General features: G+C 69.7%; 24 protein-coding genes and 2 tRNA genes. 16 read left to right on the forward strand and 10 right to left on the reverse strand.

Annotation, left to right across the window (positions count from 1 at the left end):
* The first annotated feature begins 1 nt into the window (after nt 1).
* The 9 genes from H6900_08260 to H6900_08300 all read left to right on the forward strand — a co-directional run bounded on the left by H6900_08260 (nt 2) and on the right by H6900_08300 (nt 9,400).
* Entirely contained in the window at nt 2-727 is a 726-nt protein-coding gene (locus tag H6900_08260) for an ABC transporter ATP-binding protein (GenBank protein MCC0073270.1), read from the forward strand.
* Nucleotides 724-1,443, forward strand: coding sequence for an ABC transporter ATP-binding protein (locus H6900_08265; GenBank protein ID MCC0073271.1), 720 nt, complete (start codon nt 724-726; stop codon nt 1,441-1,443). The genes H6900_08260 and H6900_08265 overlap by 4 nt, the downstream gene beginning before the upstream one ends.
* Entirely contained in the window at nt 1,440-2,348 is a 909-nt protein-coding gene (locus H6900_08270) for a branched-chain amino acid ABC transporter permease (GenBank protein MCC0073272.1), read from the forward strand. Before H6900_08265 ends, H6900_08270 begins: the two co-directional genes overlap by 4 nt.
* A 2-nt stretch (nt 2,349-2,350) precedes the next feature.
* Nucleotides 2,351-3,403: a branched-chain amino acid ABC transporter permease gene (locus H6900_08275; protein ID MCC0073273.1), complete on the forward strand. Its 1,053-nt coding sequence runs from the start codon at nt 2,351-2,353 to the stop codon at nt 3,401-3,403.
* A gap of 30 nt (nt 3,404-3,433) precedes the next feature.
* A complete protein-coding gene (locus H6900_08280; protein ID MCC0073274.1) occupies nt 3,434-4,603 on the forward strand; it encodes an ABC transporter substrate-binding protein in 1,170 nt (389 codons plus the stop codon).
* A 72-nt stretch (nt 4,604-4,675) separates the two neighbouring features.
* The gene (gene gabT, locus H6900_08285) at nt 4,676-5,965 is read left to right on the forward strand and encodes a 4-aminobutyrate--2-oxoglutarate transaminase (GenBank protein MCC0073275.1); all 1,290 of its coding nucleotides are present in this window, start codon (nt 4,676-4,678) and stop codon (nt 5,963-5,965) included.
* Between the two features lie 3 nt (nt 5,966-5,968).
* Entirely contained in the window at nt 5,969-7,408 is a 1,440-nt protein-coding gene (locus H6900_08290) for an aldehyde dehydrogenase family protein (GenBank protein ID MCC0073276.1), read from the forward strand.
* Nucleotides 7,398-8,522, forward strand: coding sequence for a butyrate kinase (buk, locus tag H6900_08295; GenBank protein ID MCC0073277.1), 1,125 nt, complete (start codon nt 7,398-7,400; stop codon nt 8,520-8,522). Before H6900_08290 ends, buk begins: the two co-directional genes overlap by 11 nt.
* Nucleotides 8,516-9,400 (forward strand): phosphate butyryltransferase, encoded by an 885-nt coding sequence (locus H6900_08300; protein MCC0073278.1) that lies wholly within the window; start codon nt 8,516-8,518, stop codon nt 9,398-9,400. Before buk ends, H6900_08300 begins: the two co-directional genes overlap by 7 nt.
* 7 nt (nt 9,401-9,407) lie before the next feature.
* On the opposite strand, the gene H6900_08305 is transcribed toward H6900_08300, so the two are convergent.
* From H6900_08305 to H6900_08315, 3 genes are all read right to left on the reverse strand, one after another.
* Nucleotides 9,408-11,033 (reverse strand): thiamine pyrophosphate-binding protein, encoded by a 1,626-nt coding sequence (locus H6900_08305; protein MCC0073279.1) that lies wholly within the window; start codon nt 11,031-11,033, stop codon nt 9,408-9,410.
* Between the two features lie 75 nt (nt 11,034-11,108).
* A complete protein-coding gene (locus H6900_08310; protein MCC0073280.1) occupies nt 11,109-13,157 on the reverse strand; it encodes a VTT domain-containing protein in 2,049 nt (682 codons plus the stop codon).
* A complete protein-coding gene (locus tag H6900_08315) occupies nt 13,141-14,526 on the reverse strand; it encodes a lysylphosphatidylglycerol synthetase family protein (GenBank protein MCC0073281.1) in 1,386 nt (461 codons plus the stop codon). Before H6900_08315 ends, H6900_08310 begins: the two co-directional genes overlap by 17 nt.
* Before the next feature lie 340 nt (nt 14,527-14,866).
* On the opposite strand from H6900_08315, the gene H6900_08320 reads away from it, so the two are divergent.
* A complete protein-coding gene (locus H6900_08320; protein MCC0073282.1) occupies nt 14,867-15,151 on the forward strand; it encodes a hypothetical protein in 285 nt (94 codons plus the stop codon).
* 222 nt (nt 15,152-15,373) lie between these two features.
* Nucleotides 15,374-15,688 (forward strand): cytochrome c, encoded by a 315-nt coding sequence (locus H6900_08325; protein ID MCC0073283.1) that lies wholly within the window; start codon nt 15,374-15,376, stop codon nt 15,686-15,688.
* A gap of 163 nt (nt 15,689-15,851) precedes the next feature.
* Here H6900_08325 and H6900_08330 read toward each other — a convergent pair.
* Nucleotides 15,852-15,927 (reverse strand) — tRNA-Ala (locus H6900_08330).
* Nucleotides 15,928-16,076: 149 nt separating this feature from the next.
* Here H6900_08330 and H6900_08335 point away from each other — a divergent pair.
* Entirely contained in the window at nt 16,077-16,535 is a 459-nt protein-coding gene (locus tag H6900_08335) for a GatB/YqeY domain-containing protein (GenBank protein ID MCC0073284.1), read from the forward strand.
* Here H6900_08335 and H6900_08340 read toward each other — a convergent pair.
* The 4 genes from H6900_08340 to ctaD all read right to left on the reverse strand — a co-directional run bounded on the left by H6900_08340 (nt 16,528) and on the right by ctaD (nt 19,798).
* The gene (locus H6900_08340; protein ID MCC0073285.1) at nt 16,528-17,034 is read right to left on the reverse strand and encodes a DUF2244 domain-containing protein; all 507 of its coding nucleotides are present in this window, start codon (nt 17,032-17,034) and stop codon (nt 16,528-16,530) included. The two genes, H6900_08335 and H6900_08340, sit on opposite strands and share 8 nt — an antisense overlap.
* Entirely contained in the window at nt 17,034-17,669 is a 636-nt protein-coding gene (locus H6900_08345; GenBank protein MCC0073286.1) for a glutathione S-transferase family protein, read from the reverse strand. The genes H6900_08340 and H6900_08345 overlap by 1 nt, the downstream gene beginning before the upstream one ends.
* Nucleotides 17,663-18,064, reverse strand: a complete 402-nt coding sequence (locus H6900_08350) for a RidA family protein (GenBank protein MCC0073287.1) — start codon at nt 18,062-18,064, stop codon at nt 17,663-17,665. The genes H6900_08345 and H6900_08350 overlap by 7 nt, the downstream gene beginning before the upstream one ends.
* 69 nt (nt 18,065-18,133) lie before the next feature.
* The gene (gene ctaD / locus H6900_08355; GenBank protein ID MCC0073288.1) at nt 18,134-19,798 is read right to left on the reverse strand and encodes a cytochrome c oxidase subunit I; all 1,665 of its coding nucleotides are present in this window, start codon (nt 19,796-19,798) and stop codon (nt 18,134-18,136) included.
* 353 nt (nt 19,799-20,151) lie between these two features.
* Here ctaD and H6900_08360 point away from each other — a divergent pair, with 353 nt between their 5' ends.
* Nucleotides 20,152-21,351 (forward strand): PLP-dependent aminotransferase family protein, encoded by a 1,200-nt coding sequence (locus H6900_08360; protein ID MCC0073289.1) that lies wholly within the window; start codon nt 20,152-20,154, stop codon nt 21,349-21,351.
* Between the two features lie 34 nt (nt 21,352-21,385).
* On the opposite strand, the gene lipB is transcribed toward H6900_08360, so the two are convergent.
* Nucleotides 21,386-22,054 (reverse strand): lipoyl(octanoyl) transferase LipB, encoded by a 669-nt coding sequence (lipB, locus tag H6900_08365; GenBank protein MCC0073290.1) that lies wholly within the window; start codon nt 22,052-22,054, stop codon nt 21,386-21,388.
* A gap of 162 nt (nt 22,055-22,216) precedes the next feature.
* Between lipB and H6900_08370 the strand changes: the two genes are divergently transcribed.
* Complete coding sequence (locus tag H6900_08370; protein MCC0073291.1) at nt 22,217-23,470, forward strand: peptidoglycan-binding protein; 1,254 nt, start codon at nt 22,217-22,219, stop codon at nt 23,468-23,470.
* A 16-nt stretch (nt 23,471-23,486) separates the two neighbouring features.
* Here H6900_08370 and H6900_08375 read toward each other — a convergent pair whose 3' ends face one another.
* Entirely contained in the window at nt 23,487-24,284 is a 798-nt protein-coding gene (locus H6900_08375; GenBank protein MCC0073292.1) for a LytTR family transcriptional regulator, read from the reverse strand.
* A gap of 86 nt (nt 24,285-24,370) precedes the next feature.
* Between H6900_08375 and H6900_08380 the strand changes: the two genes are divergently transcribed.
* Nucleotides 24,371-24,898 carry a DUF2306 domain-containing protein gene (locus H6900_08380; protein MCC0073293.1) on the forward strand — a complete coding sequence of 176 codons (528 nt, stop codon included), beginning with the start codon at nt 24,371-24,373 and terminating at the stop codon, nt 24,896-24,898.
* A 21-nt stretch (nt 24,899-24,919) separates the two neighbouring features.
* Nucleotides 24,920-25,006 (forward strand) — tRNA-Leu (locus tag H6900_08385).
* Nucleotides 25,007-25,144: the final 138 nt, after the last annotated feature.

Raw genomic sequence — 25,144 nt, forward strand, 5'->3', positions numbered from 1 at the left:
GATGGCGCTGGCGCTGGACCGGGTGGGGGTCGCCTTTGGCGGCTTCCAGGCCCTGAACGACGTGTCCCTGACCGTCGCGCCGGGGCAGGTGGTGGGTCTGATCGGCCCCAACGGAGCGGGCAAGACGACCTGCGTCAACACCCTGACCGGGTTCCAGCGCCCCTCGACGGGCCGGGTTCTGCTGGGCGGGCGCGACGTCTCGCGCCTGGCCGCGCCGGCGATGCGGCGCGCGGGCGTGGCGCGCACCTTTCAGGCCGGGCGGCTGTTCGCGGGGCTGGATGTCCTGGACAATCTGGCCTGCACCGGCGTCGGGCTGGGATTGCGCCGCGCCCGCGCCGAACACGAGGCCGAGGCGCTGATGGACTGGATGGGCATCCGCGCGCTGCAAAGCCGGGGCGCGGCGGGCCTGCCCTATACCGACGAACGCCGCGTGGCGATTGCCCGCGCGCTGATGGGTGCCCCGCGGTTCCTGCTGCTCGATGAACCCGCCGCCGGCATGTCGGACCCCGAGGCCGCCGATCTGGCCGCGCTGATCCGCCGCATCGCGACAGAGCGCGGCATCGGCTGCCTGCTCATCGAACACAACGTGGGATTGGTGCTGTCGGTCTGCGCGGATGTCGTGGTGCTGGATGGCGGCCAGGTGATCGAACACGGCGACCGTGCGGCGATCCTGGCCAGCCGCGCGGTGCGCGCCGCCTATCTGGGCACGGCCGAGGTGGCGGCATGAGCAAGCTCGGCGTGTTCGACATAGCCGTGCGCTATGGCAAGCTGACCGCCGTCACCGGCGCCAGCTTCACCCTGTCCGAGGGCGCCCGCGTCTTTCTGACCGGGCCGAACGGGGCCGGCAAATCCTCGCTGCTGGGGGCGATCGCGGGAGCGGTGCGCACGGCGCATGGCCGCGTCGAGATCGACGGCGAGATCGTCTCGGGCCGTGGCGCCGAGGACATCGCGCGCCACGGCCTGTCGATGGTGCCCGAGGGGCGGCGCATTTTCGCAGGGCTCAGCGTGCGCGAGAACCTGCTGGTGGGCACCGGCATCCGCCCCGACCGCGAGGCCGTGGCCGAGGATCTCGAGACCGTCTATGCCGCCTTTCCGATCCTGGCCGAGCGGCGCCATGCGCCGGCCGGTGCGCTGTCGGGGGGGCAGCAACAGATGCTGGCGATCAGCCGCGCGCTGATGACCAACCCGTCGCTGATGCTGGTCGATGAACCCTCGCTGGGGCTGGCGCCCAAGGTGGTGGACGAGGTCTACGAGCGCCTCTGCGCGTTGCAGGACCTGCGCCGCCTGACGCTGCTGATCGTCGAACAGAGCGCAACCCGCGCCGCGCGCGTGGGTGGGCGGATGCTGCTGATGCGCGGCGGGCGGATCGTGGCCGATGGCGATGCCGCAGCCTTTGCCGCCGACGACCTGCTGGCCGAGGCCTATTTCGGAGACCCCGCATGACCCTGCAACTGCTGTTCGACGCCCTGTCGCTGGGCGGGATCTATGCCATCGCCGCGCTGGGCATCGCGCTGATCTTCGGCGTGATGAAGCTGGTGAACTTTGCCCATGGCCAGTTCATCGCCTGCGCCGTCTTTGCGCTGATCGTGCCCTCTGCCGATGCCATCGCCACGCTGGGCATCGGCGCCTTGCCCGCGCCCCTGCTGATCCCGGTGGTGCTGGCGCTGGGCGCGGGGCTGGCCGTCGCCGCCGAGGCCCTTGTGTTCCGCCCCTTGCGCCATGCCTCGCCCGTGTCGCTGATGGTGGCCAGTTTCGCGCTGGGTGTGCTGCTGCAAAACCTGCTGCTGGTCACCTATGGCGGGCGGCCCAAGGCGCTGAGCCTCTGGGCGGGGCTGGGCGCGCCGGTGCCGGTGCTCAGCGCGCAGGTGCCCTTGCTGCAACTCATCGTCATCGGCGCTGTGGCCGTGATCCTGGTCGCGCTGGCGCTGATGCTGAAACGCAGCCGACTGGGGCTGGAAATGCGCGCCGCCGCCGAGGATTTCGGCATGGCCCGCCTGCTGGGCGTGCGCGCGAACCGCGTCATCGCCGGCGCCTTTGCGCTGTCGGGGGCGTTGGCGGCCGTGGTGGCGCTGGTGCTGGTCGCGCAGACCGGCGTCGCCGATGTGCGCATGGGCGGCGCGATCATGCTGATCGCCTTCATCGCGACGGTGGTGGGCGGCATGGGCAGCCTGACGGGCGCCGTCGCGGCGGGGCTCATGCTGGGCGCGGTCTCGGCCGCGCTGCAAGCCTTCCTTCCGCCCGAGGCCCGGCCGTTCCGCGACGCCTTTCTCTACGCGCTCGTCATCCTTGTCCTGCTGATCCGTCCGCAGGGGCTGTTTGCCCCCGCCGGCGCCAAACCGAGGGTCTGACCATGACCACGATGCACCGCCTGCGCCGCCTGTCTGCCGCGACGACGCCCCTGATCCTGATCGCCGCGCTGGCGCTGCTGGTGGTCGCGGTGATGGTCCTGGGCGACCGCGCGACGCAACGGATGGCGACCGAGGCCCTGATCCGCGTCGCGCTGGTCGCGGGGTTCTGGATCTTTGCCGGGAATTCGGGCGTCATCAGCTTCGGTCATGCGGCTTTCGCCTGCGTCGGGGCCTATACCTCGGCCTGGTTGACGCTCAGGCCGGCGATGAAGGGGTTGCTGCTGCCGGGCCTGCCCGAATGGCTGGCCCAAGCCCATTGGCCGGTGCTGCCGGCCGCCGTCGCGGGCGGGCTGGCGGCCTCGGTTCTGGCCCTGCTCACCGGGGCGGCGATCCTCAGGCTGTCGGGTATCGCCGCCTCGATCGCCACCTTTGCCTTTCTGGCGATGGTGAACGCGATCTGGTCGAACTGGACCACGGTCACCGGCGGCACCTCGTCCGTGGTCGGGCTGACGCGCTACGTCACGCCCTGGGTCGCGCTGGGCTGGGCCGGGGCGGCGATCCTGGTGGCGGCGCTCTATGCGCAATCGGCGTCGGGCCTTGCGCTCAGGGCCAGCCGCGAGGACGAGGTGGCCGCCGCCGCGTCCGGTATCGACCGCTATCGCCACCGCCTGCTGGCCTATGCGTTGTCGGCATTCTTCTGCGGCGCGGGCGGCGCGCTGGCGGGGCACGCGATCGGCGTCATCAACCCCGATGCGTTCTACCTGAGCCTGACGTTCCTGATGCTGGCGATGCTGGTCGTCGGCGGCATCGGCAGCCTGTCGGGCGCGGTGGTCGGGGTGCTGGCGGTGACGCTGGCGGGCGAAGTGCTGCTCAGGCTCGAAGGCGGGGTCAGCGTCGCCGGGGTGTCGTTTGCCCTGCCGCCGGGCTCGCAAGAGATCCTGATCGCCGCTGCGATGATCCTCGTTCTGGTCTTTCGCCCCGATGGCTTGCTGGCCGGGCGCGAAATCACCCTTTCCGCCCGCCGGGTCGCCGGGCGGGAGCGCAAGCAGACCTAGACCCAACATCAAGAACCGGGAGGAGACCCCATGAACCGCCTTGCCCTGGGCCTTGCGCTGACCGCGCTGGCCGCCCCCGCACAGGCCGATATCACCATCGGTTTTGCCATTGCCCAATCCGGCTGGATGGAGGCCTACGACACCCCCGCGGCCACCGCCGCCCAGATCCGCATCGACGAGATCAACGCCGCTGGCGGCTTGCTGGGCCAGCAGATCCGCACCGTCACGGCGGACACCCGCACCGACCGCGCCGAGGCGGCGCGCGCCGGGCTGACGCTGCTCGATGACGGCGCGCAGATGATGGTCGTGTCGTGCGACTATGACTATGGCGCGCCCGCCGCACTGGTCGCCGAGGGCGAGGGGCTGAACAGCTTCTTCCTGTGCGCCGAGGACATCAAGGCCGGCGTCCAGGGCGTGGGTCCGAACAGCTTTTCCAGTTCGGTGCTGGCCGCGGTGCAGGGCGCGACGATGGCCGAATGGTCCCACGCCCGCCGCAACGCGCGCACCGCCTATGTGCTGGAAGACACGTTCATCGAATACAACAAGGGCATTTGCACCGGCTTTGACTGGATGTGGTCGCGCCTCGACGGTGCGCAGACGTTGGGCCGCGACACCTTCGTCAATTCGGATGCCTCGATCGCCAGCCAGATCACCCGCATCCGCGAACTGCCGCAGGAACCCGATGTCATCATGCTGTGTTCGGTCATGCCGGGCGCGGCGGCGGCGGTGCGCCAGATCCGCGCGGCCGGGATCCATTCGCTGATCCTGAACGGCTCGGCCGTCGATGGGTCCTACTGGCTCGATGCGACGCCCGGCCTGTCGGGCTTTGCGCTGCCGGTGCAGGGTTCGATCTATGGCGATGACCCGCGCCCCGCGGTCGAGGCCTTCAACCAGGCCTACGAGGCCCGCACCGGTGCCCGCCCGGCCAGCCAGTATGCCTATCCGGGCTATGTGTTGATCGACTTGTGGGCGCGCGCCGTCGAACGCGCCGGCACCGTCGATGCCGCAGCCGTCACCGCCCAGCTCGAGGCGATGCGGGACGAACCCACGGCCTTTGGCCCGCGCGGCTTTGCCCCCGACCTGCACCACCAGAACACCGCGCTGATGCAGATCATCGAGATCTCTGACGGCACGCCCGCGCGCGTCGATGAATGGACGATCTCGCAGCCGGTTCCGCTGTCGGTGCTGCTGGCGCAATAAGCCCTGCGGCGCGCCCGGCCTGCGTTCCCGGGTGCGCCCTTTCCCCTCCCTTTTTCCCAGGATCCGACCCCCATGACCGAGACCCTCGCCCATCGTCAGACCGCCGCCGTCGCGCGCGGGGTCGCCACGCGCCGCATCTACGCCACCCGCGCCGAGAACGCCGAACTCTGGGACGACCAGGGCCGGCGGTATCTCGACTTTGCCTCGGGCATCGCGGTGAACAACACCGGCCACCGTCATCCGCGCGTGATGGCCGCCGTCGCCAGGCAGGCCGAGGCCTTTACCCACACCTGTTTTCACGTCGCCCCCTACGAGGGTTATATCCGACTGGCCGAACGTCTGAACGCCGCCACGCCCGGCGATTTCGCCAAGAAGACGATGCTGGTCACCACCGGCGCCGAGGCCGTGGAAAACGCGATCAAGATGGCACGCGCCCATACCGGGCGGTCGGGCGTCATCGCCTTTTCGGGTGCCTTTCATGGCCGCACGCTGCTGGGCATGGCCCTGACCGGCAAGGTCGCGCCCTACAAGAAGGGCTTCGGCGCGATGCCGGCCGAGGTTCTGCACGCGCCCTTTCCGAACGCCCTGCATGGCGTGACCGAAGCCGATGCGCTGGCGCATCTCGACCGGCTGTTCGCGTCCTCGGTGGATCCCGAGCGGATCGCCGCGATCATCATCGAACCCGTGCAGGGCGAGGGCGGGTTCAACATCGCCCCGGCGGGCTTCCTGCGCGCGCTCAGGGCGATCTGCGACCGTCACGGCATCGTGCTGATCGCGGACGAGGTGCAGGCCGGCATGGCGCGCACCGGCCGCATGTTCGGGTTTGACCATTCCGGCGTCGCCCCCGATCTGGTGACCATGGCCAAGGGGCTGGCGGGCGGCTTTCCGCTGTCGGCGGTGACCGGGCGCGCCGAGGTGGTCGATGCCCCCGGCGCGGGCGGGTTGGGTGGCACCTACGCGGGCAACCCGCTGGCGGTCGCGGCCTCGCATGCGGTGCTGGACGTGATCGCAGACGAGGGGCTGTGCGCCCGTGCCGAAACGATCGGCGCGGTGATCCGCGCGCGATTGAGCCAGATTGCGGCGCGGCAGGGGATGGAATGCATCGGCGATGTGCGCGGGCTGGGCGCGATGAACGCGCTGGAACTGGTCACCGACCGCACCACCAATGCGCCCGACGCCGCCCTGACCCAGGCCATTGTCGCCGAAGCCGAGACGCGCGGCCTGATCCTGTTGTCGTGCGGCACGCGCTACAACGTGCTGCGCCTGCTGCCGCCGCTGACGATCCCGATGGAGCACCTGCATGAGGCGCTGGACATCCTGGAAGCCGCGATCGAGGCGGCGACGATGAAACGGGTGGCCTGAGCGATGCCGGAGACCTGTCTCAACCTGATCGGCGGGGCCTGGGTCGCGGGGGATCACGCGGTCGAGAACCGCAACCCCTCGGACCTGGCGGACCTGATCGGGCTTTATGCCGCGGGCTCGGCCCAGGATGTGGCCCGCGCCGTCGCCGCCGCGCGCGCCGCGCAACCCCTGTGGGCCGCCGCAGGGCCGCAGGCGCGCGCCGATCTGCTGGAGCGGATCGCGCGCGGCATCGAGGCTCGGGAAACCGCTTTCGCGACCCTGCTGGCCCGCGAAGAGGGAAAAATTCTGCCCGAGGCGCTGGCCGAAACCCGCCGCGCCGCGCAGATCTTCCGCTTTTTCGCAGGCGAGGCGCTGCGCGTGACGGGCGATGCCGTGGACTCGGTCCGCCCCGGGGTCGAGGTCACGGTGACGCGCGAACCTCTGGGCGTCATCGGCCTGATCACGCCCTGGAACTTTCCCATTGCCATCCCGGCCTGGAAACTGGCCCCCGCGCTGGCCTATGGCAACGCGGTGGTGTTGAAACCGGCCGATCTGGTGCCCGGCACCGTGCATTTGCTGGTGCAGGTGATCCAGGACGCGGGCTGCCCGCCCGGTCTGGTCAATCTGGTGATGGGGCCGGGCTCCATCGTCGGCCAGGCGCTGATCGAGGAACCGGGGATCGACGGGATTTCGTTCACCGGCTCGGTCGCGACGGGGCGGCGCATCGCGCGCGTGGCCGGCGCGCGGCTGCTCAAGGTGCAACTGGAGATGGGCGGCAAGAACCCGATGGTGGTTCTTGACGACGCCGACCTGGATCTGGCCGTCGCCGCCTGTCTGAACGGGGCGTTCCTGTCCACCGGGCAACGCTGCACGGCCTCGTCGCGGCTGATCGTGCAGGGCGGCATCCACGACGCTTTTGTCGCGGCGCTGGGCCGGCAGATGCAGGCCCTGCGCGTAGGGCCGGCGCTGGAGCCCGACAGCCAGATCGGTCCTGTCGCCTCGGGCCCGCAACTGGCGTCGAACCTCGATTACGTCGCGCTGGCCGCGGACGAGGGCTGCGACGTCATCGGCGGCGGGCGCCTGAACGGCGCGACCGAGGGGTTCTTTCAGGCCCCCGCGCTGTTCGTGAACGCCACCAACGCGATGCGCGTTTCGCGCGACGAGATCTTTGGCCCCTGCGCCGCCGTGATCCGCGTGCGCGACTTTGACGAGGCTCTGGCCGTTGCCAATGACACCGCGTTCGGCCTGTCCGCCGGGATCTGCACGGGGTCGCTGAAACACGCCACCGCCTTTCGCCGCGGGGCGCGGGCGGGGATGGTCATGGTCAACCTGCCCACCGCGGGGGTGGATTACCACGTCCCCTTCGGCGGCACCAAGGGCAGCTCTTACGGCGCGCGCGAACAAGGCCGTCACGCGGTCGAATTCTACACGACCGTGAAAACCGCCTATAGCTATGCGGGATAGGGCGATGGGCAAGCACCTGATCCTGACGATCAACCCGGGCACCACCACCACCCGCATCGGCCTGTTCCAGCCGCAGGGCGGGGCGGTGGTGCCGGTGCTGGAACAGACGCTGGACCATGACGAAGCGGTCATGGCGGGTTTTCGCACCATCGCCGCGCAACTGCCGTTCCGCGCGGCGGCACTGGAGGGGTTTGTGGCGGCAGTGCCCGGCGGCGCGCGGCTGGCGGCGGTGGCGGGGCGCGGCGGGATGCTGACGCCGGTGCCGGCGGGGGTCATTGCCGTCGATGACGCGCTGGTGGACATGGCGCTGCACCGCCCGGTGCATCACCATGCCTCGAACCTGGGGGCACCGCTGGCGCAGCGGATCGCCGCCAAAGCGGGCTGCCCGGCCTTCATCGTCGATCCCGTGTCGGTCGATGAACTGCCGCCCGTCGCGCGGGTGTCGGGCTGCCCCGAGATCCCGCGCTTTTCCTTTGTGCACGCGCTCAATATCCGCGCCTGCGGGCGGCGGCTGGCGGATCGGCTGGGCAAGCCGTTCGCGGCGCTGAATGCCGTGGTCGCGCATCTGGGTGCGGGGATTTCGGTCGCCGCGCTGCGGGACGGGCGAATCGTGGACAGCACGAACCGCATGGAATCGTCGCCCTTTTCGCCCGAGCGCGCGGGCGGTCTGCCCCCCCTCGCGCTGATCGACCTGTGTTATTCGGGCGCCTATTCGCAGGCCGAACTGACGGCGCGGCTGTATGGTCAGGGCGGGGTTTACGCCTATCTCGGCACCAAGGACATGCGCCGGGTCGAATCGATGATCGACGCAGGCGACCCGTCCGCCCGCCTGGTGTGGGAGGCCATGGCCTATCAGATCGCCAAGGCGATCGGCGCGATGGTGGCGGTGCTCGACGGGCGTCCCGACGGGATCGTGCTGACGGGCGGCATGGCGCAATCGCCCCGTCTGACGGCCACGCTGACCCGCCGCGTTCAGGCGCTGGCGCCCGTCACGCTGTTTCCCGGCAGCCACGAAAGCCGCGCCCTGGCCGAGGGCGCGGCGCGGGTGCTGGCGGGGCACGAGCCCGCGCTGACCTGGCCCGTGCCCCCCGATGTCGAGGCCCTGCCATGGTGATTCGCACCTTTGCCGAGATCGAGCAGGCGCTGGCGGGCGTGCCCGGTCTCAGGCCCGCCGTGGCCGGGGCCGGGGATGCCGGGGTGTTGCAGGCGCTGGTCGCGGCGCTGGACACGGGCCTGGTGTCCGATGCCGTTCTGACGGGTCCCGCCGACACCCCGATCCCCGAGGCCTGGCGCCACCGCCTGCGCCTGATTCCGGCCGACACCGCCGCCGAGGCCGCCGCGCGCGCCGTGGCCGAGGTGCGCGCCGGGCGCGCGGATGTGCTGGTCAAGGGGCAGGTGGACAGCGCCGCCTATCTGCGCGCCGTGGTCGCCCGCGAGACCGGGCTGCGGGCCTCGGCCACGCTGTCGAACCTGACGCTGGCCGAGATCCCGGGCCTGGGTCGGCTGATCGGCGCCACCGACAACGGCATCGTGCCCCTGCCGGACCTGGGGCAGAAACGGGCGATGATCGCGAATGCGGTGCCGCTGCTGCGCGCGCTGGGGCTGTCGCCCGCCAGGGTCGCGGCCATCGCCGCGTCGGAAAAGGTCAGCGCGGGGCAGCCGGCGACGGTCGATGCGCAGGCGTTGTCGCGCGACCCGCCCCCCGGCGCGCTGGTCGCCGGGCCCTTTGGCTACGATGTCGCGCTGTCGCCGTCCGCGGCCCGGGCCAAGGGGTTCGCCGCGTGCCCGGTCGCGGGGCGCGCCGACCTGATCCTGTTCCCGTCGATCGAGGCCGGAAACGCCACGGTCAAGGCGTGGAAGCTGCACGCAAACGCACGCACCGCCAGCATCGTGTTGGGCGCCAGCGTGCCGGTCTTGCTGAACTCGCGCTCGGACAGCCCCGAGGCCCGGCGGCTGGGACTGGTGCTGGCGGCGGCCGTGTCGCGGTTGTGAGCGCGCGTCAGATCCGCATCCGGGGCACGTCTTCGGGGTCGAGCTTCAGCTCGATCAACAGCGGGCGGGTGCGGCTGGCGATGGCCACCAGCGCGGCGTCGAGCGTGGCGTCGCTGTCCACGCGCAGCCCCTGGCCACCAAGCGCCGTCGCCACCTCGGCGAACGAGGGCCAGTCGAATTGCGACAGGCCCGGGTCCATGGCGCGGTCCAGGAACTGGATGTGTTCGGCGCCATAGGCGCTGTCGTTGCAAACGATGACGATCAGGTCCAGCCCCAGCCGCACGGCCGTGTTGAATTCGTTCACGCCGCCCATCATGAAGCCGCCGTCGCCGGTGAACAGAACCACCGGCCGGTCGGGCGCTGCCAGCGCTGCGCCGATCGCCTCTTGCAGCCCCAATCCGATCGAGCCGAAATTCGCCGAGACGATGAAATTGCGCGGGTCGGGGGCCGAGATCCGGCACCAGACCTCGGTCATGAAGCGCCCGCCGTCGGTGGTCAGAACGCGGGTCCTGGGCAGCGCCGCCTCCAGCTTTTCCAGCGCGGGCACGAAATCCACGCAGCCCGGCTTTGCCTTGCCCGCGCGGCCCGGCGGGTGGCGGGTCAGCACGGCCATGTCCAGGTCGCGCGTGAAGCCCGAGGGCGGGATTTCGGCCTCGTTCAGCCACCAGACGATGTTGTCGGCGGTCAGCGCGGCATCCGCCACCAGCGCGGCATCGGCGTGGAAATTCTTGCTGACCTCGGTCGCGGTGTCGTTGATCTGCACCACGCGCTTGCCGGTCATCAGCTTGCCCCGGTCGGTGGTGAAATGATGCAGCGATGTGCCAAAGCAGACCACGCAATCGGCCTGCGCGATGGCGTCATAGGTGGCCGGCGTGCTGAGCGTGCCGAAGATGTCCAGATTGTAGGGGTAGCCGTTGAACAGCCCCTTGGCCTTCAGCGTGGTCGCCAGCGGCGCCTCGAGCCGGTCGGCCAGCCGTATCAACGCCGCGCGCGCGCCCGCCGCCCCGCCCCCGGCCAGGATGATCGGCCGGCGCGCCGAGGCAATCATGCCCACGGCGGCGTCCAGATCGTCGCCCTCGGGGACATAGGCCGGCGCGGCAAAGGCCGGAAAGGTGACGGGGGTATGCGCCTGCTCCTGCCACATGAAATCGGCGGGCATGTTCAGCACGATGGGGCGCTTTTCCACCCGCGCGCGGTAAAAGGCGTGCGCGACGTCATGCGCTGCGGTCTGGGGGGACCGCATCTGCTCGAACCCCGCGCCGGTGACCTTGACCACCTCGCGCTGGTCGATGTTTTGCAGGTTCTGCGGCGCCATCACCGGCGTGTCTCCGGCCAGCAGCACCATGGGAATATGGCCGCGCGCGCCCTCGGTCAACGCGGTGACGCAATTCGTCAGCGCCGGGCCATGGGTGACCGTGGCAACCCCGACCTGACCCGAGACATGGCTCCAGGCCAGCGCCATCAGCACCGCGCTGCCCTCATAGGCGACGGGGACAAAGGTTCCGCCACCCTGGCGGACGTAATGGTCCACCATGAACAGGTTCGCGTCGCCCATCAGGCCGAACATCGTCTGGATGCCGTGGTCCAGCACCGAGCGGGCGATGGACTGGTAGGTGTAGCTTTTGGCGGACATCGGCGCGTTTCCCTGGGCGATTGGCATGGGACCCAGTTTCACATAGTGGCGGCCCGAGACAACCCCTTGCGGCCGTCAGGGCGCGCGCAGCACCAGAGCCTGCACCGTCTGCGCGCCCATCGGCACGCGCCCGCTGTCGGTCGCACCGGCTGCGACCAGGGCCCGGGTCAGGGCGGCAACGGCCGGGTCGGTCCCGCCGGGCGCAGCGCCGGCCTGGGGTGTGCCCGGTTCGGGGACGGCATCGCTGCCGACGCTGCCCAAAAACAGGCGCAGCCCGTCGGCGGTGACAAAGGCGGTCTGCCAGAAACGCGCGAACACCGCCGTTCCGGGAACCGTCGGCGGGGCCGCCAGCGTCATCGTCTCGGGCGTTCCCTGCCAGAAGTGCGGCGCGATCTCGACCGAGGGGTCGGCGTCGGCTTCGACCGCGGCGTTCAGCGCGCCGATCAGCGCGCTGGGACCCTGGTCCGACGCGGCGGTCCAGCCCTGCACCGCCAGGGCGGCGCTCAGGTGTGGCGCGTCGGCGGCCAGCACGGCGACCGACAGCGGCCGCACCGGCGTGCCCAGCAGCGACAGCGTCTGTTGCGGCAGGCCGGGCGTCGCCAGCGCGTCACCGATCCCGGCGACCTGCCGGTCGGCGACGGGGGTCAGGCCCGGGTGGCGCGGCGGGTCATAGCGCCACCCCTCGAACGCGGCCAGGCCGATCAGCGCCACCACCGCCGCATGGCCCGCGAGGCTGCGCCAGCCAAAGGGCAGGGCAGGCCGCGACGGCACCCTCTCAGCCATCCATTCGCTGACGGCGATCCCCAAAACCAGCGCCAGCGCGCCGACCAGCCAGCCGCTGAGCACGTCGGACAGATAGTGTTCGATCAGGTAGACCCGGCTGCCGCCGATCGCCAGCGCCAGCATGCCCGCGCCCAACAGGGCGGTTTCGGCACGCAGCCGGCCCAGCCGCCACAGAACGAAGGCCATCATGCCGAACGCCGCGATCGAGGACCCGGCATGGCCCGACGGAAAGCTGTTCGATGTTTCCAGGTAGTATCCCAAGGGCGAGCGCGGGCGTTGGAACACCAGCTTCAGCAGCGCGATCGCCGCCGCGCTGCCCCCGACCGAAATCGCCAGCCCCGCTGCCAGAGCGATCTGTCGGCGCAGCAGCAGCCAGATCAGCATCGCCAGGCTGAGCGGGGCGACGACCTTGGCGCTGCCCAGCGCGGTAAAGGCGGTTGCGACGCGCACGGGTTGCGACGCTTGCAGGGTGTGAATCCAGGCCGCCAGCCGCGCATCGACCTGAAGGATCGGATCGCCCGACAGGAAATCGACGACCGTGCCCAGCCAGACCGCGGCGATATAGAGAAAGAGCGCGCCCAGCAGCGTCAGCGGCAGGCCGGTGAACGCGTGCCGGCTCACCCGCGCCGCCAGCCATGCGGTGGTGCGCGGATGCGCGGCGACCAACCGGGCCACGGGCGGTCGCGCGGCCAGCGCGCGGCCGGCCACGCCCAGGATGGTGACCGCCAGCGGAAGCAGCCGCAGCGCGGCGAACAGCAGGACCCACAGCACCGCCAGAACCGCCACCGCCAGGGCCCCGACCAGGGCCGCCCGTCCCAGCGTGTTGCCCAGCAGCCCGGCGGCGTCCCCCATTGCATAGCCCAGGCCGACATGGGCCAGGGCATAGGGCACGCTGCCGGCCAGGTTCCACAGAAAGAAGCGACGCCGCTCCATCCCCGCCATGGCGGCCGCCAGCGGCACCAGTCCCGCGACCGGCCCCAGGAAGCGGCCCAACACCAGCGCCAGCCCGCCGCGCCGCTCGAACAGGGCCTGGGCGCGGCGGAACACCGCCGACCCCTCGATCCGGGCGCGCCCGGGAATGCGTTGCAGCGCCAGCCGTCCGGTCCAGTAGCTCAGTTCGGACCCCAGCACCGACCCCAGCGCGACGAACCAGGCCAGGTCGAAGAAATCCATCAGCCCCTGTTGCACCAGCAGCCCGCCCGCATCGACGATCAGTGTGCCGGGCACGATGACGCCGGTCAGGAAGAAGGCCTCGAGCGCCGAGGCCAGCCCGATCAGCCAGTAGCCGAACACTCCGAACGCCTGAAGCGAGGGGAGGATCTGGTCAATCGACGGGAACATTCGGCGGGCGTCCTTGGCGCGAGGGTTGATCGAACGCACTGCGGAACGGCAACAGGACCACCGCGCCCGCGGCCAGGATCAGCGCGTTTTCGATGTCAAAGCCGGTGGCCAGCGCGATTCCCGCCCCGGTCAGCAGCGTCACGATACTGGCCACAAAGGCCGCCCGCAGCCGTTGCGCCAGGCCAAAGGACAACGCCACCAGCGCCAGACCCGACAGACCGGACGCCAGCGCGCCGCCGCGGGTCAGGATCAGCGCCACCAGGTCGCCGTCGGCCATCGCGTTCGATCGCATCGAGGGCACCAGCGACACCAGGCCCAGATACAGGCCGAACCCACAGGCGACCACGGCAACCAGCGTTGGCGCCAGCCCGTGCAGCGCGCTCAGCACCGGTTGCACGGGTTCGGGCAGACGGCGCAGCAACCGCTGGGCCAGGTGGCTGATCGCCCGCGCCTCGGTCAAGGCGACCACCAGAAAGCCCAGACCGAACGGCACCAGGTAATAGATCAGCCGGAACAGCAGCAGGGCGGCGGCCGCGTCGCTCACCGGCACCGCGGCGGGCATGACCCCCAGAACGACCGTCTCGAACACGCCGACGCCGCCCGGCACATGGCTGAGCACGCCGATCATGATCGCCGCCGAATAGACCGCGAGGAAGGTCGCGAAATCCGGCTTGCCGGCGGGCAGCAGCACCCACAACGCAAACGAGGCCGCGGCGATGTCGATCAGCGTGACCACGATCTGGCCGACCAGGTCGCGCGGCGGCGGCATGTGCAGCGTCACGCGGAACAGACGGATGTTGCGTTGCCGGATCGAGGCATAGGCGATCGCGATGACGGCGGCCGCCAGCAGGCCGCCGGCGATCGCCTGGATGGTGGCCGCCGCATAGGGCAGGTAGCTGGCGACCGCGTGGGGGTGCACGGCGAGCGCGGCCAACCCGACCAGGGTCAGCCCGGTGCCCAGTGCCACCGCCACATAGGCCGAGACCGCCGCCACCTCGAGCGCGCTGAGTCCGACCGCGGAATAGAGCCGGTAGCGCACCGCGCCACCCGAAATGGCGCTGACGCCGATGGTATTGCCAAAGGCGAATGCCAGGAAACCGCCCAGGGCGACGACGCCGGCGGGCAGTTGGTGACGGATGAAGCGCAGCCCGAACCAGTCGTAGCAGACCAGCGCCGCATAGCCCACGGCGGTTGCCGCCAGCGCCGCCGCCAGTGCCGATCCGGGCATGGCGTGGATCTGGGCCAGGATGTCGGCGGGGCGTACCGGACGCAGCAGATGCACCAACGCCGAGATCCCCATCGCGAACAGCACGCCCGCCAGCAGGATCGGGCCATATCGCTTCATCGCGCGGATCGTCGGTGTCGGCACGCAGGGGTCCTCGGGGTTGGTCGGCGGACGGGGTCAGGGCGTCGATACGCCATCCTCGGGCGAAGGCAAAACCGTTTCTTTGCGCATTTCCCTTTCTTACGAAATTGTAAAGCCCACCGTCGAAGCCGCCCCTGCGACACCGCTGTCGCAACGGGTGGTGGCGGGGCGGCGCGGCGTCACAATCGGGTGAGACCCCCGCGCGCCCTTGGGCCGGGGCGCGGCCCGGGCTATGGCCGGATTGCTGACCCCGCGCCGCGCCCGACCGGGCCCCGCGCGCGTGCCGCGTGAACCGGAACCGACGGGCCCTGCCGTGCGAACCCTTGCGATTGTGCTATGTCTGATGCTGGCCGTGCTGGGCCTGCCCCGGGCCGGGGGGGACGCGAGCATGGCCCATGTCGCGGGGCCGTCAATGGCGATGGCGGCGGGCCCGGTCGATTGCGCGCCAGACCGTTGCGCGCCGGACTGCGTCCAGTGTGGCATGGTGTCCGGTTGCGCCGCGGTCGCGGTCGAACCGCAGACCTGCCCCCTTGCGCGGCGCGCGCCCGGCCTGGCGCCCCGGCCGTTCGACGCGCCGGTCGTCGCGCAGCGGGCGCTGATGCCCGATCCCCGACCCCCACGGTCCTGACCGCAGGCGGGCCCCGTGCCCGACACGCCGTCCCTGAACCGTGGGCCGCTCGGCGGCCTCGCAAACGCATGAGTCAGACATGAACACCAAGAGCTTTCTCCTGGCCGGGGCGCTGGTCCTGGCCGCCGCCGGCGGCGCCTATTGGGCGCTCGCCCGGCGCCCCTCCCGGCAAGCGCGTCGGGCGCCCCCGCCGGCCCCGCCGCGCCGCAACCCGGCGATCCCATGGTCGAGGTCCGGCTGCCGGACAGGTTTTCGGCGCTGGAACAGATCGGGCGCACGGCCTTCGACGCGGTCTGCGCCGCCTGCCACGGCCCGAACGCCGCAGGCCGTCAGGGAATGGGGCCGCCGCTGGTGCATCCCTTCTTCCGTCCCGGCCATCATGCCGACGCGGCCTTTCAACGGGCCGTCCAGACCGGCGTGCGCGCGCATCACTGGCGCTTTGGCGACATGCCGCCGCAAGAGGGGCTGACCACGGCCGACGTGCGCGCGATCGTCGGCTATGTGCGCGCCCTGCAACGCGCAAACGGCATCCGCTAGGCGCTGACCCCGAGGGCCCTGCCCGGCCGGGCCCTCGGCACCCGGGCGCGTTGGCGCAGAGTCGCGCACACGCCGCTGCCGCGCCACGGGCGAGGCCCGGAAAATCCATGCAAGTGTCTGATTGCCCGCGTAATCCTGAGGTTTCAGTCGATTACGGGAAAAGTGGTGGAGCTGAGGGGGATCGAACCCCTGACCTCATCATTGCGAACGATGCGCTCTCCCATCTGAGCTACAGCCCCCACGCGGCGCTATGTGAGGCATTCGCGGGGGACTGTCAAGGGTATCGAACGGGAAAATCCGGGGGTGGGGGCGTGGTCCCTCCGGCGTTGCCCTCGGCCCCGGGCAAGAGTATGGTGCGCGACTGTTTCAACAGCCAAGGACCGACCCGATGTCGTTGCGCGCCCGGATTTCCGAGGACCTGAAAACCGCGATGAAAGCGAAGGACACGCTGCGCTTGTCCACGCTGCGGCTGATCAACGCGGCGATCAAAGATCGCGATATCGCCCTCAGGGGCGAGGGCGAAGACCGCGAGATGACGGACGAGGAAATCACCGCCACCCTGTCGCGCATGGTCAAGCAGCGCCAGGAAAGCGCCCGCGCCTATGAAGAAGGCGGCCGGCTAGAGCTGGTCGAACGCGAACTGGCCGAGATCGGCGTGATCGAGACCTATCTGCCGCGCCAACTGTCCCAGGACGAGGTCGCGGTCGCCATCGATTCCGTGGTGGCCGAGCTCGAGGCCGGGTCGATACGCGACATGGGGCGGGTGATGAATGCGCTGAAGGCGCGCTACACCGGGCAGATGGATTTCGGCGCCGTCGGGCCGATGGTCAAGGCGCGCCTCACCTGAGCGGGTCCTGATAGCTGCGCAGGCGGATCAGCAGCTCCGACAGATCGGCGTGCAGTCGCTGGCGTTCGTCGGGCATCAGATAGGCGCCCAGTTCGACCTCGCGTCCGCCGCCGCGCAGGGTGAGATACTGCTCGACCGGGCCGCCGCGCGGCGTCAGGGTCAGCGTGATCCAGTGCGGATCGGCGCGCCATTCCTGTTGTGGTCCGCGCGGGTTGGTGCGGACCAGCACCACCCCCTCGCGGGTCAGACTCATGTCCTCGAGGATGCGGCGATCGCGCCAGTTGCGGTCGATGGCGAACCACAGTCCCCACAGAACGACCGCCGCGAAAGGCAGCAGCCCCCACAGCACCGGAGAGCCGAGGACGGCGATCAGCGGCATCGCCAAGGTCGCGGCGGTCATGCCGATGACCATCGCAAAGCCGCGCGGATTCAGCGCGTTGTGGGGCCAGGCACGCAGCCGGGCGCGAACGGGGCCGTCGAGGGTCAGTTCATAGGGCATCAGGCACGCAGGGCCTCGAACGAGACCATGACATGCTGACGGTACGCCGGGCGTTCGGTCAAGCGCGCGCAATAGGATGCCAGGGCGGGCAAGGCGGGGCGGGCGATGTCGATGGTGAAATAGCGATACAGGATGTGTCCGAACTGGATATCTGCCAGCGTCAGGGTGTCGCCCACCAGGAACGGGTGGCGCGACAGGCGGTCCTCGGCGATTCGCAGCTTTGCGTCCAGCGCCGACAGCGCCCGCTCCAGCGCCACCGGATCGCGGCTTTCGGGAAAGCGCCAGACGGGCCAGAACACCGGGCCGGTGAACCCCAGCGCGATGTTGATCTTGGCCCATTCCGCCCAGCGGTCCACGTCGGCGCGCGCCACGGGATCGGCGGGCCAGAAGGATTCGGGTCCGTAGCGCCCCGCCAGATAGCGCAGGATGGCGCCGGTTTCCCACAGCGGCGGGGCGTCGCCGTCTTGCAGCACGGGCACGGTGCCATTTGGGTTCATGGCCAGGAATTCGGGTGTGTCGGTGCCACCAAAGCGGTGGCCTGCGTCGATGCGGCGGTGGGGCAGGCCCAGCTCGGCCACGCACCACATCAGCGCCTGCACATTCGAACTGTCGGTCCGCCCCCAGATCGTCAGCATGGCGTGTCCGGCGTTGCGGCAATGGCCCGGATTTCGACCAGCGCGCCCTCACGGCGCAGGCCGGCGACTTCGACCGCGGTCCAGGCTGGGAAGGGATCGGCCAGATAGCGCCGGCGCACGGCGTTGAACAGGTCGAAATGCTGGCGCAGGCCGATGTGGTAGCTGGTCATTTCGACCACGGCGCGCATATCCAGCCCGGCCTCGGCCAGCACGGCGGCGATCTTGTCAAAGGCGTTATGGAACTGCGCTTCGGCTGTGTCCGGCATCGCCCCCGAGGCATCGCTGCCGGTCATGCCGGTGACGAAGACATGGCCATGCGACAGCACGCCGGGGGACAGCGCCAATGCGGTGGTTGCCGTTTCCATTCCGGGCGGCACGAGGGCGGTGGGCGGCATGGCTTGGCTCCGGGCGTTGCAATGCAAAAGGCCCCGGTTCGCACCGGGGCCTTTCGGGTCTCTCAGGCCTCAGTGGGCGTGCGAGTGGTCCCAGTCCTCACGCTTGGGCAGCTGCTCGAACGTGTGTTCGGGCGGCGGGCAGGGCAGGGTCCATTCCAGCGTGTCCGCGTATTCGTTCCAGTAGTTGTTCTCGGTCACACGCTTGCCGTGGCGCAGCGTGTAATAGAGCACCCCCAGGAAGAACACGAACGAGGCGAACGACAGGAAGGCGCCGATCGACGAGAACCAGTTCCAATAGGCAAAGGCCTCAGGATAGTCGATGTAGCGGCGCGGCATCCCCTGACGGCCCAGGAAGTGCTGCGGGAAGAAGGTCAGGTTGGCACCGATGAACATCGTGAAGAAGTGCACCTTGCCCGCCCATTCCGGGTATTGCCGGCCCGACATCTTGCCGAGCCAGAAATAGACCCCGGCGAACAGCGCGAACACGGCCCCCAGCGACATCACATAGTGGAAATGCGCCACGACGTAATAGGTGTCGTGATAGGTGCGGTCGAGCGGCGCCTGCGACAGCACGATGCCGGTCACACCGCCCACCGTGAACAGGAACAGGAAGCCAAAGGCCCACAGCATCGGCGTCTCGAAGCTGATCGATCCGCGCCACATGGTCGCGATCCACGAGAAGATCTTGACCCCTGTGGGCACCGCGATCGTCATCGTCGCCAGCATGAAATAGGTCTGCTGGGTCAGCGACATGCCGACGGTATACATGTGGTGCGCCCAGACCACGAAGCCCAGCACCGCGATGGCGACCATCGCGTAGACCATCGGCAGGTAGCCGAAGATCGGCTTGCGCGAGAAGGTCGCGATGACGTGGCTGATGATGCCGAAGCCCGGGACGATGATGATATACACTTCCGGGTGGCCGAAGAACCACAGGATGTGCTGATACAGGATCGGGTCGCCGCCGCCGGCCGGGTCGAAGAAGGTCGTGCCGAAGTTGCGGTCGGTCAGCAGCATGGTGATGGCGCCGGCCAGGACGGGCAGGGCCAGCAGGATCATCCAGGCGGTGACAAAGATCGACCAGGCGAACAGCGGCACCTTGTGCAGGGTCATCCCCGGCGCGCGCATGTTCAGGAAGGTCGTGATGATGTTGATCGCGCCCAGGATCGACGAGGCGCCCGACAGGTGCACCGCGAAGATCGCGAAGTCCATCGAGTAGCCCGATTCATGGGTGGACAGCGGCGGATAAAGCACCCAGCCGGTGCCCGCACCGCGCCCGCCTTCGCCACCGGGGACGAACAGCGACACCACGGCCAGCGAGGTGCCCGCGACATAGAGCCAGTAGCTGAGGTTGTTCAGGCGCGGGAAGGCCATGTCCGGCGCACCGATGTGCAGCGGCATGAAATAGTTGCCGAACCCGCCGAACAGCGCCGGGATGATGACGAAGAACATCATGAGCACGCCGTGGGCGGTGATGATGACGTTCCACAGGTGGCCGTCGGGCGCCTCGCAATTGCCGTTGGCGATCAGGCGCATGCCTTCGGCGCACATGTATTGCACGCCCGGTTCCATCAACTCCATGCGCATGTAGACGGTAAAGACCACCGCGACGAAGCCGACGATTCCCGCCGTGAAGAGGTACAGGACGCCGATGTCCTTGTGGTTGGTGGACATGAACCAGCGGGTAAAGAACCCGCGGGTGTCCTCGTGTCCGTGAGCGGCTGCGTTGGCCATTCGTTGCTCCCGTTCCCTTGCGAACTTTTTTCTTTGCACGGTAACTTCCGCCCGGGCGATGACGACCGGGCAGATCCCTGACCCCGTTCTAGAATGCCCCGGGCGCGGCGGCAACGCCCCTGATGTCGCAGGCGGGAAAAATTTGATGCAGGTCAAGGCCGAGCATCCCGGTGGTGACGCGAATCACCGGGCTTGCAGCGGTGGAAAACGGTATTGCCGAGAGGGTTTTGGCGGCGGATGGCCCGTCTCCGCGTGTCGGCGAATCGGGAGATCCGGCATAATGGTCAGCACCATTGACTTATATCGCGACTCGGCGTTCTCTGGATCCGGACGGGCGGGGAGGAGGCGACTCGATGGACTGGCAGGCGGTGTTGGCGACGCGCGGCGGGCGGATGAAGGCGTCCGAGATCCGTGAACTGCTCAAGTTGCTGGACCGCCCCGAGGTGCTGTCCTTTGCCGGTGGCATCCCCGACCCCGCGCTTTTCCCCGCAGACGCCTTTCGCACCGCGATGGCCGAGGCGCTGAGCGGTCCCGCCGCCGGAGTCGCCTTGCAGTATTCGGTGTCCGAAGGCTATCGCCCCCTGCGCGACTGGCTGGCCGGGCGCATGGCCGATCTGGGCGTTCCCTGCGACGCCGACAACATCCTCATCACGTCGGGGTCGCAGCAGGCGCTTGATTATCTGGGCAAGTTGCTGCTGGACCCGGGCGACACGATGCTGCTGGGCTGGCCGACCTATCTGGGTGCTCTGGGTGCCTTCAATGCCTATGAGCCTTGCTTCGACCGCTTCGATCCGTCGGACAACCGCGCGCCGCTGGATGCGGCCGCGGCGGCGGCCGGGCGGGTCAAGGCGCTGTATCTGACCCCCGATTTCGCCAATCCCACGGGCGAGACCCTGACGCTGGCGCAACGCGAGGCGGCGCTCGATCGGGCCGAGGCGTTGAACGCGGCGCTGATCGAGGACGGCGCCTATCAGGTGCTGCGCTACGACGGCACGCCGGTGCCGGCGATCCTGGCGCTCGAGATCGCGCGCAAGGGCAGCATCGAAGCGTGTCGCACGCTCTATTGCGGGTCGTTCTCGAAAACGCTGGCACCGGGTCTGAGGGTGGGCTGGATCTGCGCGGCGAAACCGGTGATCCGGCGGTTGGTGTTGATGAAACAGGCGTCCGACCTGCACTCGCCCACGTTGAACCAGATCGCGACCGAGCACGTGGCCCGCACGATCTTCGACACGCACACGGCGCGCATCCGCACGGTCTATCGCGCGCGGCGCGACGCCATGCTGGCGGCTCTGGATCGCCACATGCCCGAGGGCGTGCGCTGGTCCCGGCCCGAGGGGGGCATGTTCGTCTGGCTGACCCTGCCCCGCGGGACCGACGGCGCCGCGCTGCTGGCGCGGTCGCTGGAAACCGAACGCGTCGCCTTCGTGCCGGGGCGTGCGTTCTTTGCCGACGGGTCGAACGGCAACACCTTGCGGCTGAGCTTTTCCTGCGCCGATGCCGCAATGATCGAGGAGGGGATGATGCGGCTGGGGCGGGTTCTGCGCGCGTCGTAGGGTGCGTGCAAGCACGCACCTTACCCCAGGCCGCTCAGGGGCCGCGCGCCGGGGACGTCGCCCCGAACACCGCGTCGAACTGGCGGCGCAGCGCGACATCGAGGTCGGGCATTGTCACCGGCAGGCCCAGGTCCACCAGGCTGGTCACGCCGTGGTCGCGAATGCCGCAGGGCACGATGCCGCTGAAATCGCCCAGATCGGGTTCCACGTTGATCGCGATCCCGTGGAAGCTGACCCAGCGGCGCAGCTTGACGCCGATCGCGGCGATCTTGTCTTCGCGCGGGGTGCCATCGGGATTGGGCGCCTTGTCCGGTCGCACCACCCAGACGCCCACCCGCCCCGCGCGGCGTTCGCCCGTCACGTTGAAATCGGCCAGTGTGCGGATCACCCAGTCTTCCAGTTTGTGCACGAAGCAGCGCACGTCGCGTCCGCGCTGGTTCAGGTCCAGCATGACATAGGCCACGCGCTGACCCGGGCCGTGATAGGTATACTGCCCGCCGCGCCCGGCCGTGTAGACCGGAAAGCGGTCAGGGTCGGTCAGGTCCTCGGGCCGGGCAGAGGTGCCGGCGGTGTAGAGGGGCGGGTGTTCCAGCAGCCAGACCGCTTCCGGGGCGGTGCCGGCGGCGATGGCGGCAACGCGGGCTTCCATGGCGGCCAGCGTCTGGGGGTAGGGTTGCAGCCCGGGCAGGATCGACCAGTCCATCAGCGCCTCGATTGAACGTTGCGGCGCACCCTAGCGACACACAGGGCATAGTCAATCGACCGCGCCCGTCGCCACAGGGCGCACCGCGCAAGAGTCTTGTGCGAATCGCGGCACGGCGTAGGCTATCGGGCATTGTATGATCGCATTCAGGGGGTAAAGACCATGATCCGCAAATCCTTGACCACCACCGCGCTGGCTGCCGCGCTCGTCACTTCGGGCGTGGGGCAGGCCAGCGCCGACATCGGCGACGCCATCGCCGGCGGGATCATCGGCGGCGTGATCGTCGGCGCGATCCAGAACAACAACCAGCGCCAACCCGCGCGCACCACCGGCCCGAGCACGCGCGCCGTGCCCTCGGCCGCGCGGCAGGAAGCGCGCGCCGTGCAGACCGCGCTCAACACCTTCGGCTTCGACGTCGGGGTTCCGGACGGGGTGCTGGGGCGCCAGTCGCGCGCGGGCATCTCGCAATATCAGGCCTATATGGGCTTCAACCCGACCGGGGACCTGGACGGATTCCAGCGCGACGTCCTGTTGCAGGCGTATCAGCGCAACGAAATGGGCGGCGCGGCCGTGACGCAGGTGGTCATGGGCCATCCCGACGGGCGGCGGGGCCTGCTGCTTGTGGTGCGCGACGAGATGCTGGGCCTGAACACCCGCGTCGCCGCGCCGGCCCAGCCGCAGCCGGCGGTTCCGGCCACCGGGGTGCCCAACCTCTTTGCCGGGCAGGGCGGGGCGGTCGCGGGAACCGCGGTGTCGCTGGCGTCGCACTGCAACCGCGTCGCACTGATCACCTCGAGCAACGGCGGCTATACCGATCTTGGCCGGATGACCGATGCCGGTTTCGCCCTGAACGAACAGTTCTGCCTGGCGCGCGGCTATGCGATTGCCGAGGGCGAGGCCCTGATGGCGCAGATCCCGGGCATGACGCAGCAGATGGCGGCGCAGCAATGCGCGGGGATCGCCAGTTCGATGCAGGGCGCCATCGGTGCGCTGGGGATGCAACCGCGGGCGGCGGTGCTGGCCAGCGCCTCGCAATTCGCGCTGACCTCGGGGATGACGGCGCCGGATCTGGCGAACACGGCGCGGGTCTGCCTGTCCTCGGGCTATGCCACGGACAACCTGCCGGTGGCGATCGGTTCGGCCCTGATCCTGACCGCGCTGGGTGAAACCGCCTATGGCGAGCTTCCGGCGCACCACCTCATGCAGGGGATCGGCGCACCGCAACGCCCCGACCTGGCGGCCGAGTGGTTCCGCGCCAGCGTGCCCGGGCCGGGTGCCGCGACGATGTCCGTCAGCTTCCAGCCGGGGCCTGCGACCCGCAACGCGCTGATCCTGGCGGCGGTGGACCATGTCGCGGGGCCGGCGCCGGGGGCTGTGCCGACCGCGCCGCAACCGGCCATGCCCGCCGGCAAGTGACCGCACCGGGCCGGGCTCAGAACAGCCCGGCCGCCTTGGCCTGGGACAGGTAGGTGCGGCTGACGGGGATCTCGCGCCCGTCGGACAGTTCCAGGACACCGCGCGCGCCCTCGCGGCGCGCGCGTGCGACCTGGTCCAGCGCGACCCAGTGCGAGCGGTGGACCTGCCGACCCGCGCAGCCCTCGGTTTCGGCGATGGCATCGGCCAGGCGCATCAGGACCAGGGCGCGGCCCCGGGTGGTGACGATCTCGACATAGTGGTCCTGCACCGACAGCGACACCAGCGCGCCGCGCTTGTCCAGCGGCAGGCGCGCCAGAAGGCGGGGCGCATGTGGCTGTCGGGCGGCAGGGGCCCCGCTGTCCACGGGCGCGGGGCGCGGCGCGAAGATCAGTGCCGCGGTGACCAGGAACGCCACCGGAACGGTCGAGAGCGCCAGCGACAGCCCTCCCTGGGCGGTGAACGGCACCTGGCCAAAGGCAAGGGCGTTCAGCACCCCGACCTCGGCCATGACCACCAAGGCCACCGCCAGGCTGGCCAGCGCCCATTGCATCAGGCGCGGCTGACCGCGCCTTTGCAGCGGCCCGATTGTCCAGTGCGCCACGCCCCAGCCGCTGATCGACGTGAACAGAGCCACCGCCGACCAATAGGCCAGCCGGGCCGGCAGGCGCAGCGACTCCAGAGTGCCAAACGGCCCCGAGATCGTCAGAATCGCCACCGCCAGCACCAGCATCAGCCAGGCACCGGGTCGGCGAAAGACCCGGTGCGTTTCACGAAGCGCAAGGCGCAAGTCGCTGTCACCCACGAAGGAACCCATGCTGTTGACGCATCCGCGTTGGACCGGGCCCGGGCCCGGCGTCAGGAGAGGGACATCGACCCCTGATACAACGAGGCTGACCAATGATAAACCTGTCCCCGCTGCTGAGCGCCCCGCCCGTGATCCAGATTCATGCGTTGACCGCGCTTCTGGCCCTGGGCCTGGGGCCCGTCGCGCTGCTGCGTCGCCGCCGCGACCGACTGCACCGGATCGTCGGGCGGGTCTGGATTCTGACCATGGCGACCACCGCGCTGTCCAGTTTCGCGATCCACTCGATGCCCCTGATCGGACCCTTCGGGCCGATCCACGTGCTGTCCCTGGTGACGCTGTGCGCACTGGCCTATGGTCTGCGCGCGGCGATCCGGGGCAACATCTCGGCCCACCGCAAGACCATGCAGGGCCTCTATGTCGGGGGCCTGTCGGCGGCGGCGGTGTTCACCTTGTGGCCCGGCCGGATCATGAACCGGGTGCTGTTCGGGGACCACGCATTTCTGGCGCTGCCGGTGATCGCCGCGTTGTCGCTGGTGGTGGTGGCGGTGCTGGTGCGCCTGCGCGCGCAGAAAGGCGGGCGCGGCTCAGCTTTCCCTCTTCACATCGGATTTGGAACCCGCTAAGAGCAGCCCCACCAATCCAGTGCGGTCGTGGCGGAATTGGTAGACGCGCAGCGTTGAGGTCGCTGTGGGCTAACCCCCGTGGAAGTTCGAGTCTTCTCGACCGCACCATTTTCCCTTTGGCATTTGACGCCCCCGGGCGCCCGTTCACGGATTTCGCATGGCGTTGCGCGGGACGTTTGACCGCAGGGCGCCTCGAATTTGGCCGTTTGTCCCGCCAATGACGCAAAACACGCGCCGATTGTCGCC

Origin of the sequence: Rhodobacter sp. (genome assembly GCA_020637515.1) — a bacterium.
Classification (GTDB): Bacteria; Pseudomonadota; Alphaproteobacteria; order Rhodobacterales; family Rhodobacteraceae; genus Pararhodobacter.

Excerpts from the sequence above, each read along its gene's own strand:
- H6900_08325 (MCC0073283.1), top strand. The coding sequence starts at position 15,374 with ATGGTCGAGGTCCGGCTGCCGGACAGGTTTTCGGCGCTGGAACAGATC.
- H6900_08270 (MCC0073272.1), top strand. The coding sequence starts at position 1,440 with ATGACCCTGCAACTGCTGTTCGACGCCCTGTCGCTGGGCGGGATCTAT.
- H6900_08275 (MCC0073273.1), top strand. The coding sequence starts at position 2,351 with ATGACCACGATGCACCGCCTGCGCCGCCTGTCTGCCGCGACGACGCCC.
- buk (MCC0073277.1), top strand. The coding sequence starts at position 7,398 with ATGCGGGATAGGGCGATGGGCAAGCACCTGATCCTGACGATCAACCCG.
- H6900_08345 (MCC0073286.1), bottom strand. The coding sequence starts at position 17,669 with ATGCTGACGATCTGGGGGCGGACCGACAGTTCGAATGTGCAGGCGCTG.
- ctaD (MCC0073288.1), bottom strand. The coding sequence starts at position 19,798 with ATGGCCAACGCAGCCGCTCACGGACACGAGGACACCCGCGGGTTCTTT.
- H6900_08375 (MCC0073292.1), bottom strand. The coding sequence starts at position 24,284 with ATGGGTTCCTTCGTGGGTGACAGCGACTTGCGCCTTGCGCTTCGTGAA.
- H6900_08370 (MCC0073291.1), top strand. The coding sequence starts at position 22,217 with ATGATCCGCAAATCCTTGACCACCACCGCGCTGGCTGCCGCGCTCGTC.
- H6900_08310 (MCC0073280.1), bottom strand. The coding sequence starts at position 13,157 with ATGTTCCCGTCGATTGACCAGATCCTCCCCTCGCTTCAGGCGTTCGGA.
- H6900_08340 (MCC0073285.1), bottom strand. The coding sequence starts at position 17,034 with ATGCCCTATGAACTGACCCTCGACGGCCCCGTTCGCGCCCGGCTGCGT.
- gabT (MCC0073275.1), top strand. The coding sequence starts at position 4,676 with ATGACCGAGACCCTCGCCCATCGTCAGACCGCCGCCGTCGCGCGCGGG.
- H6900_08290 (MCC0073276.1), top strand. The coding sequence starts at position 5,969 with ATGCCGGAGACCTGTCTCAACCTGATCGGCGGGGCCTGGGTCGCGGGG.
- H6900_08280 (MCC0073274.1), top strand. The coding sequence starts at position 3,434 with ATGAACCGCCTTGCCCTGGGCCTTGCGCTGACCGCGCTGGCCGCCCCC.
- lipB (MCC0073290.1), bottom strand. The coding sequence starts at position 22,054 with ATGGACTGGTCGATCCTGCCCGGGCTGCAACCCTACCCCCAGACGCTG.
- H6900_08300 (MCC0073278.1), top strand. The coding sequence starts at position 8,516 with ATGGTGATTCGCACCTTTGCCGAGATCGAGCAGGCGCTGGCGGGCGTG.
- H6900_08265 (MCC0073271.1), top strand. The coding sequence starts at position 724 with ATGAGCAAGCTCGGCGTGTTCGACATAGCCGTGCGCTATGGCAAGCTG.
- H6900_08320 (MCC0073282.1), top strand. The coding sequence starts at position 14,867 with ATGCTGGCCGTGCTGGGCCTGCCCCGGGCCGGGGGGGACGCGAGCATG.
- H6900_08360 (MCC0073289.1), top strand. The coding sequence starts at position 20,152 with ATGGACTGGCAGGCGGTGTTGGCGACGCGCGGCGGGCGGATGAAGGCG.
- H6900_08260 (MCC0073270.1), top strand. The coding sequence starts at position 2 with ATGGCGCTGGCGCTGGACCGGGTGGGGGTCGCCTTTGGCGGCTTCCAG.
- H6900_08335 (MCC0073284.1), top strand. The coding sequence starts at position 16,077 with ATGTCGTTGCGCGCCCGGATTTCCGAGGACCTGAAAACCGCGATGAAA.
- H6900_08305 (MCC0073279.1), bottom strand. The coding sequence starts at position 11,033 with ATGTCCGCCAAAAGCTACACCTACCAGTCCATCGCCCGCTCGGTGCTG.
- H6900_08350 (MCC0073287.1), bottom strand. The coding sequence starts at position 18,064 with ATGCCGCCCACCGCCCTCGTGCCGCCCGGAATGGAAACGGCAACCACC.